13 protein-coding genes are annotated in these 16,027 nt (G+C 70.1%); 8 read left to right on the plus strand and 5 right to left on the minus strand.

Translation table 11 applies throughout. From position 1 onward, the window contains the following. Position 1 precedes the first annotated feature (1 nt). Positions 2 to 1,345: a UDP-glucose dehydrogenase family protein gene (locus OHA58_RS21320; RefSeq protein WP_405480663.1), complete on the minus strand. Its 1,344-nt coding sequence runs from the start codon at positions 1,343 to 1,345 to the stop codon at positions 2 to 4. A gap of 174 nt (positions 1,346 to 1,519) precedes the next feature. On the opposite strand from OHA58_RS21320, the gene OHA58_RS21325 reads away from it, so the two are divergent. From OHA58_RS21325 to OHA58_RS21350, 6 genes are all read left to right on the plus strand, one after another. Continuing rightward, the gene (locus tag OHA58_RS21325) at positions 1,520 to 2,677 is read left to right on the plus strand and encodes an acyl-CoA dehydrogenase (RefSeq protein WP_405480664.1); all 1,158 of its coding nucleotides are present in this window, start codon (positions 1,520 to 1,522) and stop codon (positions 2,675 to 2,677) included. Between the two features lie 235 nt (positions 2,678 to 2,912). Then, positions 2,913 to 4,298, plus strand: coding sequence for a hypothetical protein (locus tag OHA58_RS21330; protein ID WP_405480665.1), 1,386 nt, complete (start codon positions 2,913 to 2,915; stop codon positions 4,296 to 4,298). Then, positions 4,295 to 4,786, plus strand: coding sequence for a hypothetical protein (locus OHA58_RS21335; RefSeq protein ID WP_405480666.1), 492 nt, complete (start codon positions 4,295 to 4,297; stop codon positions 4,784 to 4,786). Before OHA58_RS21330 ends, OHA58_RS21335 begins: the two co-directional genes overlap by 4 nt. 27 nt (positions 4,787 to 4,813) lie before the next feature. Then, positions 4,814 to 5,479 carry a VWA domain-containing protein gene (locus tag OHA58_RS21340; RefSeq protein ID WP_266563463.1) on the plus strand — a complete coding sequence of 222 codons (666 nt, stop codon included), beginning with the start codon at positions 4,814 to 4,816 and terminating at the stop codon, positions 5,477 to 5,479. 17 nt (positions 5,480 to 5,496) lie between these two features. Continuing rightward, positions 5,497 to 6,588, plus strand: a complete 1,092-nt coding sequence (locus OHA58_RS21345) for a protein phosphatase 2C domain-containing protein (protein ID WP_405480667.1) — start codon at positions 5,497 to 5,499, stop codon at positions 6,586 to 6,588. Beyond that, on the plus strand, positions 6,585 to 7,556 hold the full coding sequence (locus OHA58_RS21350) for a hypothetical protein (protein WP_405480668.1): 972 nt from the start codon (positions 6,585 to 6,587) through the stop codon (positions 7,554 to 7,556). The genes OHA58_RS21345 and OHA58_RS21350 overlap by 4 nt, the downstream gene beginning before the upstream one ends. A gap of 38 nt (positions 7,557 to 7,594) precedes the next feature. Here the strand turns inward: OHA58_RS21350 and OHA58_RS21355 are convergent, their stop codons facing one another. Continuing rightward, entirely contained in the window at positions 7,595 to 8,896 is a 1,302-nt protein-coding gene (locus OHA58_RS21355; protein WP_405480669.1) for an LCP family protein, read from the minus strand. Positions 8,897 to 9,014: 118 nt separating this feature from the next. Between OHA58_RS21355 and OHA58_RS21360 the strand changes: the two genes are divergently transcribed. Then, a complete protein-coding gene (locus tag OHA58_RS21360; protein WP_405480670.1) occupies positions 9,015 to 9,563 on the plus strand; it encodes an acyl-CoA thioesterase in 549 nt (182 codons plus the stop codon). 228 nt (positions 9,564 to 9,791) lie between these two features. On the opposite strand, the gene OHA58_RS21365 is transcribed toward OHA58_RS21360, so the two are convergent. After that, on the minus strand, positions 9,792 to 11,153 hold the full coding sequence (locus OHA58_RS21365; RefSeq protein WP_405480672.1) for an LCP family protein: 1,362 nt from the start codon (positions 11,151 to 11,153) through the stop codon (positions 9,792 to 9,794). Positions 11,154 to 11,390: 237 nt separating this feature from the next. Between OHA58_RS21365 and OHA58_RS21370 the strand changes: the two genes are divergently transcribed. Continuing rightward, positions 11,391 to 12,419, plus strand: a complete 1,029-nt coding sequence (locus tag OHA58_RS21370) for a glycosyltransferase family 2 protein (RefSeq protein ID WP_405480674.1) — start codon at positions 11,391 to 11,393, stop codon at positions 12,417 to 12,419. Between the two features lie 40 nt (positions 12,420 to 12,459). Here the strand turns inward: OHA58_RS21370 and OHA58_RS21375 are convergent, their stop codons facing one another. Together OHA58_RS21375 and OHA58_RS21380 are read right to left on the minus strand one after the other, a co-directional pair. Then, on the minus strand, positions 12,460 to 14,073 hold the full coding sequence (locus tag OHA58_RS21375) for an LCP family protein (protein ID WP_405480676.1): 1,614 nt from the start codon (positions 14,071 to 14,073) through the stop codon (positions 12,460 to 12,462). 80 nt (positions 14,074 to 14,153) lie between these two features. Then, the gene (locus OHA58_RS21380) at positions 14,154 to 15,884 is read right to left on the minus strand and encodes an LCP family protein (RefSeq protein WP_405480677.1); all 1,731 of its coding nucleotides are present in this window, start codon (positions 15,882 to 15,884) and stop codon (positions 14,154 to 14,156) included. Positions 15,885 to 16,027: the final 143 nt, after the last annotated feature.

The following is a 16,027-nucleotide window of genomic DNA, read 5'->3' on the forward strand; positions in this document are numbered from 1 at the left end:
CTCAGGCAGCCGGGCGGCCCATCGCCCGGTACGTCCAGCCGGCCTTGCGCCACAGCACCGGGTCCAGCGCGTTGCGCCCGTCGAGGATCAGCCGCGTGCCGGCCAGCTCGCCGAGCGCCGCCGGGTCCAGCTCGCGGAACTCGCGCCACTCCGTCAGGTGCAGGACCACGTCCGCGCCACGCACGGCCGCCTCGGCGGACTCCGCGTAGCCGAGCGTGGGGAACAGGCGCCGCGCGTTGTCCATGCCCTTCGGGTCGTAGACCGTGACCTGGCCGCCCTGGAGGTGGATCTGCCCGGCCACGTTCAGCGCGGGGGAGTCCCGTACGTCGTCGGAGTCCGGCTTGAACGTGGCGCCGAGCACCGCGACCCGCTTGCCCAGGAACGAGCCGCCGCCGAGCGCCTCGCGGGTCATCTCGACCATCTGGCCGCGGCGCCGCATGTTGATGGAGTCGATCTCGCGCAGGAACGTCAGCGCCTGGTCGGCGCCCAGCTCACCGGCGCGCGCCATGAACGCGCGGATGTCCTTGGGCAGACAGCCGCCGCCGAAGCCGATCCCGGCCCGCAGGAACTTGGGCCCGATCCGCTCGTCGTAGCCGATCGCCTCGGCGAGCTTCGCGACGTCACCGCCCGCGGCCTCGCACACCTCGGCCATCGCGTTGATGAAGGAGATCTTCGTCGCGAGGAACGAGTTGGCGGCCGTCTTGACCAGCTCGGCCGTCGGGAAGTCCGTCACCACGAACGGCGAGCCCTGCCCGACCGGCGTCGCGTACACCTCGCGCAGGGTCTTCTCGGCGCGGTCACTGCGCACGCCGACCACGATCCGGTCCGGGTGCAGCGTGTCCTGCACGGCGAAGCCCTCGCGCAGGAACTCCGGGTTCCAGGCCAGCTCGACCTCGCCGCCGGCGGGCGCCAGCTCCAGGATGCGGGCCGCGAGCCGCTCGGCGCTGCCGACGGGCACGGTCGACTTGCCGACGACGAGCGCCGGCTTGCCCAGGTGCTTGGCCAGCGACTCCACCGCGGCGTCGACGTAGCTCATGTCGCAGGCGTACTCGCCGTGCTTCTGCGGGGTGTTCACGCACACGAAGTGGACGTCACCGAACTCGGCGACCTCGGCCCAGTCCATGGTGAAGCGCAGCCGCCCGGTCGACCCCTCGATCCCGGCGACGTGCTTGCGCAGCAGCTCCTCGAGACCGGGCTCGTACATGGGGACCTCGCCCCGCGTGAGCATCTCGATCTTCTCGGGCACGACATCGAGCCCGAGCACCTCGAAGCCGAGTTCGGCCATGGCGGCGGCGTGCGTGGCGCCGAGGTAGCCGGTGCCGATCACGGTGATCTTCAAGGCCATGAGAGAGCTCCAGAGGTGTACGGCTGCAGTGCGGCCCCGAGCATAGTCGGGCGTGGCACGGCCCCTCACAGGGCACGTTTCCCCTGTCGTGTAGGTCACGTATCCCTCAGGTGGGCAGAGGCATAAAATTTGGGTTACTTAACGGTAATTAGCGTCCTTGGAGCGTGAGTCACCTTGGCAGGTTCGCCCGAATTCGACCTGTACCGTCCGGCCGAAGAGCACGACATGCTCCGCGAGTCCGTGCGGGCTCTGTGCGAGGCCAAGATCGCGCCGTTCGCCGCGGCGGTGGACGAGGAGGCGCGTTTCCCGCAGGAGGCCCTCGACGCACTCGTCGCCAATGACCTCCAGGCGGTGCACGTACCGGAGTCCTACGGCGGCGCCGGGGCCGACGCCCTCGCGACCGTCATCGTGATCGAGGAAGTGGCCCGGGTCTGCGCCAGCTCCTCCCTCATCCCGGCCGTGAACAAGCTGGGCTCGCTGCCCGTCATCCTCTCCGGCTCCGAGGAGCTGAAGAAGAAATACATGACGCTGCTCGCCAAGGGTGAGGGCATGTTCTCGTACTGCCTCTCCGAGCCGGACGCGGGTTCGGACGCGGCGGGCATGAAGACGCGCGCGGTCCGCGACGGCGACTCCTGGGTCCTCAACGGCGTGAAGCGCTGGATCACCAACGCAGGCGTCTCCGAGTACTACACGGTCATGGCCGTCACCGACCCGACCAAGCGCTCGAAGGGCATCTCCGCCTTCGTCGTCGAGAAGTCGGACGAGGGCGTCTCCTTCGGCGCCCCGGAGAGGAAGCTCGGCATCAAGGGCTCCCCGACGCGCGAGGTCTACCTCGACAACGTGCGCATCCCCGCGGACCGCATGATCGGGGAAGAGGGAACCGGCTTCGCCACGGCGATGAAGACCCTGGACCACACCCGCGTCACCATCGCGGCGCAGGCCCTCGGCATCGCCCAGGGCGCCCTCGACTACGCCAAGGGCTACGTCAAGGAGCGCAAGCAGTTCGGCAAGCCGATCGCCGACTTCCAGGGCATCCAGTTCATGCTCGCCGACATGGCCATGAAGATCGAGGCCGCCCGCGCCCTGACCTACCAGGCCGCGGCGAAGTCGGAGCGAGGCGACGCGGACCTCACCTTCCAGGGCGCCGCGGCCAAGTGCTTCGCCTCGGACGTCGCCATGGAGGTCACCACGGACGCCGTCCAGCTCCTCGGCGGCTACGGCTACACCCGCGACTACCCGGTCGAGCGCATGATGCGCGACGCGAAGATCACGCAGATCTACGAGGGTACGAACCAGGTCCAGCGGATCGTGATGGCGCGCAACCTGCCGTAGTCCAGACCTTCGAAGCAGCCCCCGGCGCCGTGCCGGGGGCTGTTCCGCGTCCGGCCGATCTCGCCAACTCCCAATGCGGCAAGGACCGTACGCGGTCTGTGACGTGTGTCGTACGCTGTGCGCCTGCGGTCGCGTCCCGAGGGGCGCGGGCCGCGTGGGGCCGGGGGGCCGCCGTACCTGCGGGCCGGCTCGTGACGCGCACTCCCGGTGCTTACAAGGGAGTTGGGGGATGGTCATGGGGGGCCTGACGGACCGGCACGTGGTCGGCCAGCGGATCGGTGACCTCGCCGACGAGCGCGGGCTCGCACCGAGAGCCGAGGAACTCCAGGCGCTGGCCAAGGCGTTGCGTGCCGCGGACACCGACGGCCTCGGTACCTGGGCCGACCTCGACCTGCTCGCCGCGTACGGGCGGCCCGAGAGCGTGGCGGTCGACCCGGCCGTCGAACACAAGGCGTGGGGCTGGCTGGAGGCCGGGCTCGGGGCGCTGGTCTTCCTGCCGCTGCTGTTCACCTGGCACGGTCTGACCCAGGCGTCCAGCGCGTACGGGGCACTGACGGGCGACAACCCGAAGGCCGCGGCGCGGCCCTTCCTCCAGCTGTGGCAGTCCGGGTTCGAGGGACACCTCGCCGGGCTCTACACCTTCGGCACGGTCGCGATGAGCGCGACGGTCGCGATCGCCGTGCTGTTCGCCCTGGCGCTCGTGCACAGCTTCCGCAAGGCGGCGGTCGACCGTCGCGAGGAAGCCGCGCGCCGTGCCGCCGAGCAGCTGATGGCGCGTCTGGTACCGGCCCTCAGCCGCGCCCAGCTCGTCCTCAACGAACACCGGATGTCGTCCCCGGTCAGGTTCGCCGCCGAGCTGACCGGCGCCGCCAAGACGCTGACCCGGCTCGGCAACCGGGCAGCGAAGACCAACGCCGAACTCGCCGCCGCCGCCGAGACGGTCGGTGCGGCGCTCAAGGAGGCGGAGCGCCAGCTGGGCGCGGTCGGCACCTCCGTACGGCCGCTGGAGGAGGCTGCCGGACGGATCGAGACAGCCGTCAGCGGCAGCGGCGCGATGGTGCGCGAGGCGCTCGACGAGGTCCGGGCGGTGAACGGTGAGGTCCGCGACAGCCTCGGCAGGGCCGGGGAGCGCGTCGAGGACTCCGTGACCGTACTCGCCGCCTCGCAGCGGTCGTTCACCACCGGCATCGAGGTCGCCGCCGATGTGTCGGCGCAGGTTCTGGGGCGCCTCGACGCCGCCGCGGAGGAGTCCGCGCGGCTGTTCGCCGCCGCCGAGGAGGCGGTACGGGAGTCCCGGAAGGTGGCGGAGGAGACGCAGGACGCCGTGCGGGACTCGCAGAGCGCCGCGCAAGAGACCCAGACCGTGGTGCGGGCGATGGCCCAGCAGGCCGGTGCCCTGCGCGAGACCGCCGAGAAGTTCGCGCAGCTGGTGGCGGTGGTGCAGAGCTCCGGGGGAGTCGGTCTGCCCGTCCCCCGGCCGCCGGAGGGCGCGCCGTCGGCGCCGCCCGTACCGCCGTGGCCCGCGCGCGGTGTGGATCTCGGCAAGCCCGGCGACGCGGGTGGGGCCAGGGAGCACTCCGTCGAGGACGCCGTGCCGGGCCGGCCGGGCTCCGCGGGATGAGGGCGCGCAGGTTCAACCCGCTGCACCTGGCGGGCTGGCTCTTCGCCGACATGCTGCTGGTCCTCGCGCTCGTCGCGATGGGCGACCAGGGCGACCCCCAGGCCGCGGAGGCCGGACCGACGCCCTCGGCGTCCGCGAGCGGGAAGCCCACACCGTCGAAGAGCCCCGAGCACAAGGGTCCGCGCGCGGTGACCCGTACGCCCGTCAAGGTGTCCATCGACGCCGCTCAGGGGGACCGGGACCGTATCGAGAAGCGGCTGCGCGCGGTGACGGAGAAGTACCGGGGACGGCAGGCGGCGTTCGTCCTCACCTTCGGCCGCAACAGCGACCCGGGCGCCGGCGGCGCGTACGCCCACCAGGTCAACTCGCTGCTGACGAAGGCCCGTCCGGACATGTTCAGGAACGCGACCACCCGCGACTTCTGGAAGGGCGCGGCCACCGGGGGCCATGCCGACATCGAGATCTACTTCTACACCTACGCGAACTGACGACAGGCTTTCCGGAGGCACGAGGCCATGCAGATTCTGCCGTTCTACCTGCTGTGCGACGAGTCGGGCTCGATGACGGGGGACCCGATCGAGGCGATCAACAGCGCATTGCCCGAGCTTCACCACGAGATCAGCACCAATCCGACGGTCGCCGACAAGACCCGGTTCTGCCTGATCGGTTTCTCCGACGACGCGAAGGTGCTGCAGCCCCTGGTCGACCTGAGCGACATCGAGGAGGTCCCGGCGCTCGCCGCGGGCGGACTGACGTCGTACGGCGCGGCCTTCCGCGAGCTGCTGCGCTGCGTCGAGGCGGACGTCGCGTCGCTGAAGGCGCAGGGGCACGAGGTGTACCGGCCGGTCGCGTTCTTCCTGTCCGACGGCATTCCGACCGACGACGGCTGGGAGCAGGACCACAAGGACCTGCTCGGCTCGAAGTACGCCCCGAAGATCATCGCGTTCGGGATCGGTGACGCGGAGGCCGCGACGATCGGGCAGGTGGCGAACTTCCGCGCGTTCATGCAGCAGGACTCGACCGTGTCACCGGCGAAGGCCCTGCGGGAGTTCGCGTCCAGCCTGACCCGCTCCATCGTCCGGTCGGCGAGCAGCATCCCGGCCGACGGCGGGAGCGGTTTCACCCTGGCCGTGGACGAGACCGTCCCGGGCTTCTCCACCGTCTCCCTCGACAAGCTGTGAGCGAAGGGCGTACGCGGATGAACGAGAGCGAGGAAGCGGCCCGGCTGCACTGGACGCCGACCGACCCGCACGGCTTCGTGGTGTCGGACGACGCCCCGACGGTGCGGGACGGTTCTCCGTCGGTGCGGGACGACTATGAGTTGCCGGCGCCGGTGCAGGGCGCCGACGGTCCGGCCCTCACCTCGTCTCCCGCCCCCGCTCTCGGCGCGCCCGCCCACAGCGGTCCGAAGGCGCCGAGCTATCCGCCGGTCCCGCAGGGACTGCCCGCCGTGACAGGGGACTTGGCGGCGGCCGTGCTGCCGGACATCGTCCTCGACGGTGCCGCGTACCCGGGACTGAGCGTCCGCGCCGCCTCCGTACGCGGGGACTCCCACCGCTATGCCGGGGAGCCGCGGCAGGACGCGCTGTGCGTGACCCGCATCGGAGGCGACGAGCACGGCGGTGAGCTGCTGATGCTCGCGGTCGCCGACGGAGTGGGCTCGGCCCCGCGCTCGCACGTCGGGTCCAACGAGGCCTGCCGCCTGGCCGCCCGCTACCTCGACCACTCCACGTCCCTGCACGAGGCGATCCGCACCGGCGACGCCGAGCGGTTCCAGCGCAAGGCCGACGACGTGGTGCGCCAGATCGGCAACCTGCTGGGCGACCTCGCGTTGCAGCACAGCGAGCGCCCGGACGCCTTCGCCACCACGCTGCGGATCCTGTTGGTCCCGCTCGACCCGCGCATACGCACCCGCGGCTTCCTGGCGGTCGGGGACGGCGGCACGGCCCTGCTGCGCCGCGGCTACTGGCACCTGGACGTCGCGGGAGACGCCGACGGCGACAAGGACAGTGACGTCATCGACACGCGCACCGCGGCGCTGCCGCGCGCCCGCAGCGCCGTGACGCGCCTGCTCCACGCTCACGCCGGCGACGTCCTCGTCCTCAGCACGGACGGCCTGTCGTCCCCGCTGGCGGGCGACGCCGGAATGCGGGACTTCCTCGCCCAGGCGTGGAACGGCGACGAGGTCCCGGCGCCGGCCGACTTCCTCTGGCAGTTCCAGTACCGGGTGAAGTCCTACGACGACGATCGCACCGCCGTCGTCCTGTGGGAGCACGGGGAGGCGCAGTGACGTTCCACAACGGCGCCGATCTCCCGTACAGCGGGCTCAAGTTGCTCGGCAAGATAGGGGACGGCGGGCAGGGCGAGGTGCACGCGGTCGGCGGCCCCGGTGACCTGCTCTACAAGAGCTACCGCGAGCCGCACAAGGTCGACGGATCGTCCCTGGCGGCCCTGGTGGCGCACCGTCAGGCTCTTGCCGCCACCGACAGGGACCGCCTCGACGCGGAGACCGCGTGGCCGCTGTGCCGGGTCCTCGACGCGGGGACGGTCACCGGGTTCCTGATGCGCAGGGCGCCGGCGACCACCAACTGGCGTACTCCCAAAGGCGATACGAAGCTCATCGAGCTGTCCTATCTGCTCCGTGAGCCCAAGGTGGCCTGGCAGGCCGTGCCGCAGCCGGAGCCGGATGCCCGGCTCGGGATCGCCGTCGCGCTGGCCGGGCTGTTCGGGCGGCTGCACGCGGCGGGGCTCGTGGTCGGTGACCTGTCGCAGGCCAATGTGCTGTGGACCCTCACGCCCGAGCCCGCCGTCTTCCTGCTCGACTGCGACGGCATCCGGCTCGTCGGCCGGCCCGCCGTGCTCGACCAGGCGGACACCCCTGACTGGCACGACCCGCTCGCCCCGGCCGGGACGGCCACCGTCGACAGCGACCGGTACAAGGCGTCACTGATGATCGGGCGGGTGCTGATGCGGGACCCGTACGCGCATCCGGGCCGGCCGATGGCGCCGCTCTCCGGTGTCCTCGACGACCGGCGCGAGGCGGCGGTGCGTAGCCTCTGGGCCCGCGCGGCCGGCCCCTACGGAAGCCGGCCCGATCTCGGGCAGTGGCAGACGGCGCTCGCCGGGCGCGAGACGATCAAGCTGATCGCGGCCGCTCCGGCGCCCCGCCCCGCGGTCGACCGTTCGATGTTCGACACCGCCCGGCAGCGCGGCACGATACAGCTGAACGGCCGGGGAGGACCGGGGCAGCCGGCCTGAGTCGGAGATCCGGCCGGCCAACTGCCCCGTCTCTTGCGTCAGTTGCCGGAGACCGTCACGGTCTCGTCGTTCTTGAGCTCGCCCACCAGCTGCTTGACCTTGGTCTTGTCCCAGACGAGGTTGCCGTTGACGGAGCCGGAGACCGGCATGTTCATCGACTTGCCGTCGCCGCCCGTGACGCCCTTCATGGCGAAGAACATCGAGCCCAGGTCCCACAGGCTCATGTCCTTGTCGACGACGAGCGAGTCGAGTCCCGCTCCCATCGTCGGGTAGAGCTTGAACGGGTTCATGACCGTCGACGGGGTGGCCACCTGGTGGGCCAGCGCCGACAGGAACGCCTGCTGGTTCTTGGTGCGCTGGAGGTCGCTCGCGGCGAACGCGTGGCGCGTACGGACGAAGGCCAGAGCCTGCTGGCCGTTCAGCGTCTGCTTGCCCTTCTGGAAGTCGGCTCCGGACCACTTGTCCTTGAAGCCCTCCTTCAGGTTCATCTCGACGCCGCCGACCGCGTCCACGATCTTCGCGAAGCCGCCGAAGCCGATCTCCGCGTAGTGGTCGATGTGCAGCCCGGTGTTGAACTCGACGGTCCGCACGAGCAGTTCGGGGCCGTCCTCCGCGTAGGCGGCGTTGAGCTTCACCTGGCGGCCCTGGTTCGGATAGAACTTGCCGGAGTCCGAGCCCTTGAAGGACGGGACCGTGACGTTCGAGTCACGCGGCAGGGAGATCATCGTGCTGCCGTTGTCGCCGGTGTGCAGGATCATCATCGTGTCCGTGCGCTTGCCCTCGGCGGACCCGGTGTGCAGCTTCTTCTTCTCCGCGTCGGACATCCCGGCCCGGCTGTCGGTGCCGACGATGAGGTAGTTCGTGCCCTTGCCGGCCTCGGGCCGCTCTATGACCTTGGAGAGGTCGACGTCACGGTGGAGCTTGGAGTCGGCCCAGAAGTACGTGCCTATGCTCACACCGACGAACACGACGACGAGGGTGAGGACGGCCCACTTGATGCGCCGGCCCCAGTTCGGCCGCGGCCGCGGGGGCGCGTACCCGTCGGCCGGGTCGTTGTCGTTCGGTACGTAGCCGCTGCCGCCGCGGCGCCCGCCGCCATCGCCGTAGACCTGGCCGGTGTTGTAGCCGCTGTCGTACTGGTCCCCGTACCCCTCGCCGTACGAGGGCTGCGCCGGGACCGTGGGCCGGGGCGGCGCGGAGCGGCGGGGGCCGCCGCCCTGTCCGCGCTGCACATGCGGCATTGCGCGGGCGCCCTCGGGGCGCGCGCTGGCACTGCCGCGACCGTAACCGCGGTCGCCGCCGCCCTGACTGTCGCCCCAACCCTCTGGCCAATCGTTCATGGCCCCAGTGTGCAGTCCTGGGATGTGTGCCCCACAAGGGTGGGTGTCGAATCAGACCAGGGCTGTTGCAGAGCTGACACAAAGTGGCCCGTGTCCTGCCCGGCATAAGGTGGAGGTCATGACAGACCAGGCCCGCGGCACGGAATCCGAAATTCCGGGTAAGCCGACCTCAGCTTCCCGTACGACGTTGTCGCACATCATGACCCATAACGACACCAACCTGCTCGGAACGGTACATGGTGGCGTGATCATGAAACTGGTCGACGACGCGGCGGGCGCCGTGGCCGGACGGCACTCGGGCGGACCCGCCGTCACCGCCTCCATGGACGAGATGGTCTTCCTGGAGCCGGTGCGCGTGGGCGACCTGGTCCATGTGAAGGCGCAGGTCAACTGGACGGGCCGCACCTCCATGGAGGTCGGGGTCCGGGTCCTCGCCGAACGCTGGAACGAGTCGACGCCGGCCCAGCAGGTCGGCTCCGCGTACCTCGTGTTCGCCGCGGTCGACGCCGACGGCAAGCCCCGCTCGGTGCCGCCCGTGCTCCCGGAGAGCGAGCGCGACAAGCGGCGCTACCAGGAGGCCCAGATCCGCCGCCAGCACCGGCTCGCGCGCCGCCGCGCGATCAAGGAACTGCGGGAGCAGCGCGCGGCCGACGGCATTCAGGACTAGGGCCTCTCGTTTGGATCATGCCGGGCTCGCGGGGCCTGGCACCGCACCTCGCGGCGTTGTCGTCAGTCGCCGACTCCCCCAAGCTCTCGGCTTCGCTCGAGCAGGGGGGACCCCCATCGCGTCGACTCCTTCCTCCGCCTTGCGATGCACGGCACCAGACCCCGCTCCCTGATCCGGCCTGATCCAAACGAAAGACCCTAGGGCTTTCCGTCCGGAGGCGGCGGGGCGTCAGCCGCACACCACCTGGTCCCCGGTGACCGCTCCGAACTCTCCCTGGTGCGCATCCTCGGCCCGCACCGCCTGTACGGACTTGAAGTCGGGGCCCGCCACCACCTTCAGTACCGCGCCCTGTCCGTTCACGGCCTGGAGCTGCGCGCCCGGCAGCGCCGTCGCCAGCGCCTTCGCCGACCGGTCCCAGCGCGGGTCGTAGAGGACCACCGTGTGCTGAGCGGTGCGCTGCGCCGCGTTCATCGGCGTACCGCTCGTGCGGAACCCCGTCCCCCGCAGCCCCGCGTCCACCTTCCTGCCGAGACCCGGTGTCATCGTGCCGTTCTCGACCTGGACGCGGATCTGCTGCGGGGCGACGCCGACGACCGTCCCCATCTTCTTCTGGTGGTGCACGGCGAGCGGCTTGTCCTCGCGCAGCGCCTTGAACAGCTTCCCGGACTTCGCCGGGTCCCACTTCACCGTCGAGCCGATGCCCGGGACCGGGAAGCTGACGTTGCCGATCGGCACGGTCGTGAACTCCGACGACGACGGTGAGAACCCCCGCATCGCCTGCCCGAGCTCGACCATCTGATCCGTGCCGAACCCCCGGTCCGCGCGCACGGAGCTGAGCAGGGTGCGAGCCACATCACGGAACTTGACCGGGTTCAGGAGCACCCCGGACGACGTGGTCTTCGCGATGAGCGCGGCGAGGAAGCGCTGCTGGCGCTGCATCCGGCCCACGTCGCCCGCCCCGTCGGTGTGCCGGGCGCGCACGTACTGGAGGGCCTGGCCGCCGTCGAGCGTGTGCGTGCCGACTGCCATGTCGAGCCCGGTGTACGAGTCCTTGAGCGGCTTGGCCGTGCAGATCTCGACGCCGCCGAGCACGTCCACCGTCTTCATGAAGCTGGTGAAGTCGACCTCGAGATAGTGGTCGATCTTCACCCCGGTCATGTGCTCGACGGTGCGCACGGTCAGATGGGGCCCGCCCTCCGCATACGCCGCGTTGAGCTTCACCGGGTGCTGGTGGTGCTGCTGGCCCGTCGTCTGGTCGGTGTGTGGGGGGATCTCGGCGTACGAGTCCCGGGGCAGGCTGACGATGCTCGCGCGGTCCCGGTCGGCGGAGAGGTGCACGATCATGATCGTGTCCGTGCAGTGACAGGGCGCGCCGCCCAGCCGGTACTTCGTCTTCTCCGCCGGGGTGATCTTGTCGCGGCCGTCGGTGCCGACGAGCAGCACGTTCATCCCGTGACCGCCGGAGGGCCGGTTCTTCATGTCCTTGAAGGGGTCGACGCGGTTGATCTCGGTGTCGAGCCCGGTGACGACCGCGTGCCCGATCCCGGCGGCCGCGAGGACCGTGACCGAGACCGTCGTCGCCACCCGCATGGCCCACCGAGGCTTCCTCCTCCGTACGGGGGCGGGCACGGGGGGACGGCCGCGCTCCTGCCGTGGGGGACGCGGCGGGCGTGCGGGGGAGCGGGTCGGCGGACTGGGCACGTGGGGACACCTCCGAGAAGGTGGGCGTGGGATCGCGAGCACCGTAGGCCGATAGGATCTCCTGCCCGCGGCAGTGACCACGGCGGCGCGCGCCGGTGTCCCCCATTAGCGGTAACGTGACGCCTGATGAACGCGAATTCCGACAAGCAGCTTCCGCCCGTATCGGTGATCATGCCCGTCCTCAATGAGGAGCGGCACCTGCGCGAGGCCGTCGAGGCGATCCTGGCGCAGGAGTACGACGGCGAGATGGAGGTCGTGGTCGCCCTCGGCCCGTCCACCGACCGTACGGACGAGATCGCCGCGCAGCTCGTCGCCGAAGACCCCCGCGTCCACACCGTGCCGAACCCGACGGGCCGCACCCCCGCCGCGCTGAACGCCGCGATCAAGGCCTCCCGCCACCCGGTCGTAGTCCGCGTCGACGGGCACGCCGCGCTCTCGCAGGGCTACATCGCGACCGCCGTCCGCCTCCTGGAGGCGACCGGCGCGATGAACGTCGGCGGCATCATGCACGCCCAGGGCACGAACGACTGGGAGAAGGCCGTCGCCGCCGCGATGACCTCGAAGATCGGCGTCGGTAATGCCGCCTTCCACACGGGTGGTGAGGCGCAGGCCGCCGAGACCGTCTATCTCGGCGTCTTCCGGCGCGAGGCCCTTGAGCGGCAGGGCGGCTACAACGTGGAGTTCATCCGCGCCCAGGACTGGGAGCTGAACTTCCGGATCAGGGAGGCCGGCGGCCTCATCTGGTTCTCGCCCGAGCTGAAGGTCTCGTACCGGCCGCGGCCCAGCGCGAAGGCGCTCGCCAAGCAGTACAAGGACTACGGCCGCTGGCGGCACGTCGTCGCCCGCTACCACGCCGGCTCGATCAACCTGCGCTACCTCGCGCCGCCGGCCGCCGTGTGCGCGATCGCCGCGGGTGTCGTCGTGGGCGCGCTCGTGACGCCGTGGGGCTTCGTGATCCCCGGCGGCTACCTGGCGGCCATCGCGGCCGGTTCGGTGCCGGCCGGCAAGGGGCTGCCCCTGAAGGCGCGCCTGCAGATCCCGGTCGCGCTCGCCACGATGCACATGTCGTGGGGCTGGGGCTTCCTGACCAGCCCGCGCTCCCTCGCGAAGAGGGTCATCGCGTCGCGGCGCCCCGCCGTACTCAGCGAGGCCTGAGGGCCTCGGAGTCCGACGGGGCGCGGCCCCGGCGCGTGCGTCACCAGGTGAAGTTCTTGTTCACCTTCATGCAGGCCTTCTTGTCCGAACCGTTCAGCGCCAGCGCCGTGTCCGGGGTGGTGTCGTCGTCCTTCGAGGACTTCGGGTAGGTGTTCCCCTCCCGCCAGTCGTCGCCCACGACGAGCGTCACCCCGGAGACGTCGGTCGACTTCTTCACCGAACTCAGCGGAATGCCAAGGGACTTGGCGACCCGCTGGGCGTCGCCCTCCAGATCGACGCTGGGGAAGCGGATGACCGTCTTCTCCTCGCTCAGTGACTGCGACTGATCGGCGGACGCCTTCGTGAAGCCCTTCGCGGTCAGGATCTGCGACACCGCGCTCGCCCGGCCCGACGCCGCGGGCAGCTCCGCCGTCCGCGTGCCGTTCTGCACCTGCACGGCGATCTCGCCGTCGGGCGCCGCCGGATCGTCCGACTCCTTGGGCGGCGCCTTCTTCTTGTCCTTGCCGTCCAGGGCCACGTCCTCGCGCACGAGCCGGAACAGCTTGTCCGCGTCGCCCGGCTTCGGGGCCACGCGCGCGCCCTCGTACACGTACGGCATCGTCGTCATCGTGATGCGTTTCGGCGCGGGCTTCTTCAGCTCGTTGCTGAGGTCGTAGAGCTTCTTGACCGTGTCGAGGCCCTCGTCGACGCGGAGTGCCTTCGTGGCCTCCTCGGCGAGGCTGCGCAGCTTGCCGGGGTTGGTGATGGTCGCGTTCTCCCGCATCTGGCGCACCATCGAGTTCATGTACATGTGCTGCGCCTTGGTGCGCGCGATGTCGCTGCCGTCCTCGAAGCCGTAGCGCGTACGCAGCCACTGCAGGGCCTGCTCGCCCTTGACCGGGTGCGTGCCCTTCGCCAGCTTCAGGCCCGAGCCGTGACCCTGGCTGTCCTTGGAGTAGATGTTGGCGTCCACGCACACCGGTACGCCGCCGATGGCGTCCGCCATGGAGACCACGCCCGCGAAGTCGACCATCATGAAGTGGTCGATGTGGATGCCGGTCAGGAGTTCCCAGGTGGCCACCGTGCAGCCGGGGCCGCCGCGGCCGAGCGAGTCGTTCGTCATCTGCCGCCCCACCGTGGCCGGGTACTCCTTGCCCGTCTTCGGGTCGGTGCACTTCGGCAGCTTGAGGAGGGTGTCGCGCGGCATGCTCACCACCGACATGTTGCTGCGGTCCGCGGAGAGGTGGACCAGCATCTGCACGTCCGCGCGGGGTACGCCGCCGAAGGTGTCCTTGGCGCCGCCGAGCTTCTGATTCGCCTTGGAGTCCCGCGCGTCCGAGCCGATCAGCAGGATGTTCAGCGGGGTCTGGCCCGCCGCGTTCGGCGTCGGCTTCGCCGCCTGGTGCTCGCCGATGTTGAGCTTGTCCGTCTTGATGTTGCTGTTGAGGTGCTCGTACCAGAGATAGCCCGCTCCCGCGGTGCCGAGTATCAGTACGGCAAGGGTGATCGAGAACCAGCGGAGTATCCGGTGTTTGCGGCGCCGCGGGCGCGTGCGTCCGCGCCGGTGGCCGCGCGGCCCGCTGCCGTCACCCTGACTCTGCCCGGGTACCCGACCCTGTTCGCCGTCCGGCCCCCCGGCCGTACGCCGACTGTCACGCACACTGCTCTGCCTCATGCCCCGCCCTCCCGCCCCCGGCCTACACCTCGGCCGCCCCGATCCTGTCTGTTAGACAGTCAAGAGGCGGCCGAGGTTGGTCACTTGGCGCACACAGTCTTGTCCGCTGTTGATTTCTCAACGTTGTCCGGCGCCTTCGACGGAGCGGCTATGGGTGTCCCGGCTCCCTTGAAGTCACCACCGAGCGTGAGGATCATGGCCGGCAGGCCCTGATCGTTCTTCTCGCTCTTGCCGGGCTTCAGCGCGGAGGCCGGCAGCCCCATGATGTCGGCCAGCCGCCGTGCCTGGTCGGCCTGGCCGGGAGAGTACTCGAGGGTCGTCTTCGACAGCTTCTTCGGCGCGTTGCCCAGCTGAGTCGACTTCGTGACGCCCTCGGTGTTCTGGAGCCAGGTGAGGGTCTGCTGAGCGGCGCCCACGGTGTCGCTGCCGTTGTAGATGTCGACCCGCACGTCGGAGGCCGCGGACTTCGGGCCCTTGAGCTTGGCGGCCTCGGCGGCCTTCTCCTTCTTCTTCGTCTCCGTCAGCGAGACGTCGCTCTTGATCATCGAGAAGACCTGCGGCGCGAGCGTCGGGTTGACGATGACCGTCTTGTGGACGACTCCGTCCGCCGGGTTGTCGATGACCGGCGTCGTGATGAAGGAGATGTTCTTCGGCGGCACCTTCTTCAGCTCGAGCGCGATGTCCTTGAGGTGGCTGAGACTGCCTATGCCCTTGTCGACCGTGAGGGCCTTGGTCGCCGCCTCGGCGAGGCTCGTCAGCTTGGAGGGGCTGGTCAGGGTGTCGCCCGAACTCATCTTGCGTGCAAGGGATCCGAGGAACTGCTGCTGCACCTTGATGCGGTCGAGGTCGCCCTGGTTGCCGAAGCTGTGCCGGGTGCGCAGGAAGGCGAGGGCCTGTTCGCCCTCGACGACGCTGTGGCCCTTCGGCAGCTTGAGGTGCGACTCCGCGTCGTCGACGGGCTTGGCGACGCAGACGTCGACTCCGCCCACCGCGCTCGACAGCGTCTTCACTGCGTTGAAGTCGGCCATCATGAAGTGGTCGACGGTGATGCCCGTGACCTTCTTGACGGTCTCCATCGTGCAGCCCGGGTCCCGGTCGAACTGGCCGAGGCTGGTGTTGAAGCGCTGGTTCGGCGTGCCGTCGATCGTTCGCACCGAGCCGTCCTTCTGCCGCACCTGACAGCTCGGGATGTCCACGACGAGGTCGCGCGGAATGCTCAACGCGGTGGCGTTCGTACGGTCCTTGGAGACGTGGAGCAGGATGTTCGTGTCGGCGTGGCCGACGCTGCCCTTGTCGCCGTAGCCCTCGTTGCCCTTACCGGTGCGCTTGTCCGTGCCGATGATGAGGAGGTTGAAGGCCTCGTCCTTGCTGAAGCCGTTCTTGGCGCCCACGACATCGGTGGTGTTGATGTTGCCGTCGAGGTGGCGGAGGTACAGATACACCCCGCCCGCGGCGGCGACCATGACGAAGGCCATCGTGCCGCCCGTCCACAGAAGCGCCTTCTTCGCCCGCGACTTCTTCTTCGGCCTCGACCGGCGCCTGCTGGCCGGCTCCGGCTGCGGGGCCCGCCGCCTGCGCTGGCCGGGTACCTCGCGGCTGTCCTGTTCCTCGCGGGTCCTGCCGTTCTGCCGGTTCTGCCCGGTCTGTCCCCGTTGCCCGGTGGGGCGTTGGGAAGACCTGCGAGGTCCGGGTACGGCCGACTGCCCAGAGGAAGGGTTCAGTCGCAGTTCGTAATCGCCGGTGTTCGGGTTGAGTACCCACTGGTCTGCGGGGTCGATGTTGTCCGCCCGCCCACGGCCTTGCGCGTCCACGGTTGTCTGCATCCTCCGTCGGGGCCACGCGGCGCCTTGTCCCCCTCAAGAAGGCGCTCGGTCAGTCGGAATTCAGTGCGCGACCGTCGTTGGCCGGGTGCACCGGATCGCTCACACTATCCGCCCAGTTCAGCGCCGAGCGA

It is taken from the genome of Streptomyces sp. NBC_00009 (assembly GCF_045040855.1).
GTDB lineage: Bacteria > Actinomycetota > Actinomycetes > Streptomycetales > Streptomycetaceae > Streptomyces > Streptomyces aureus.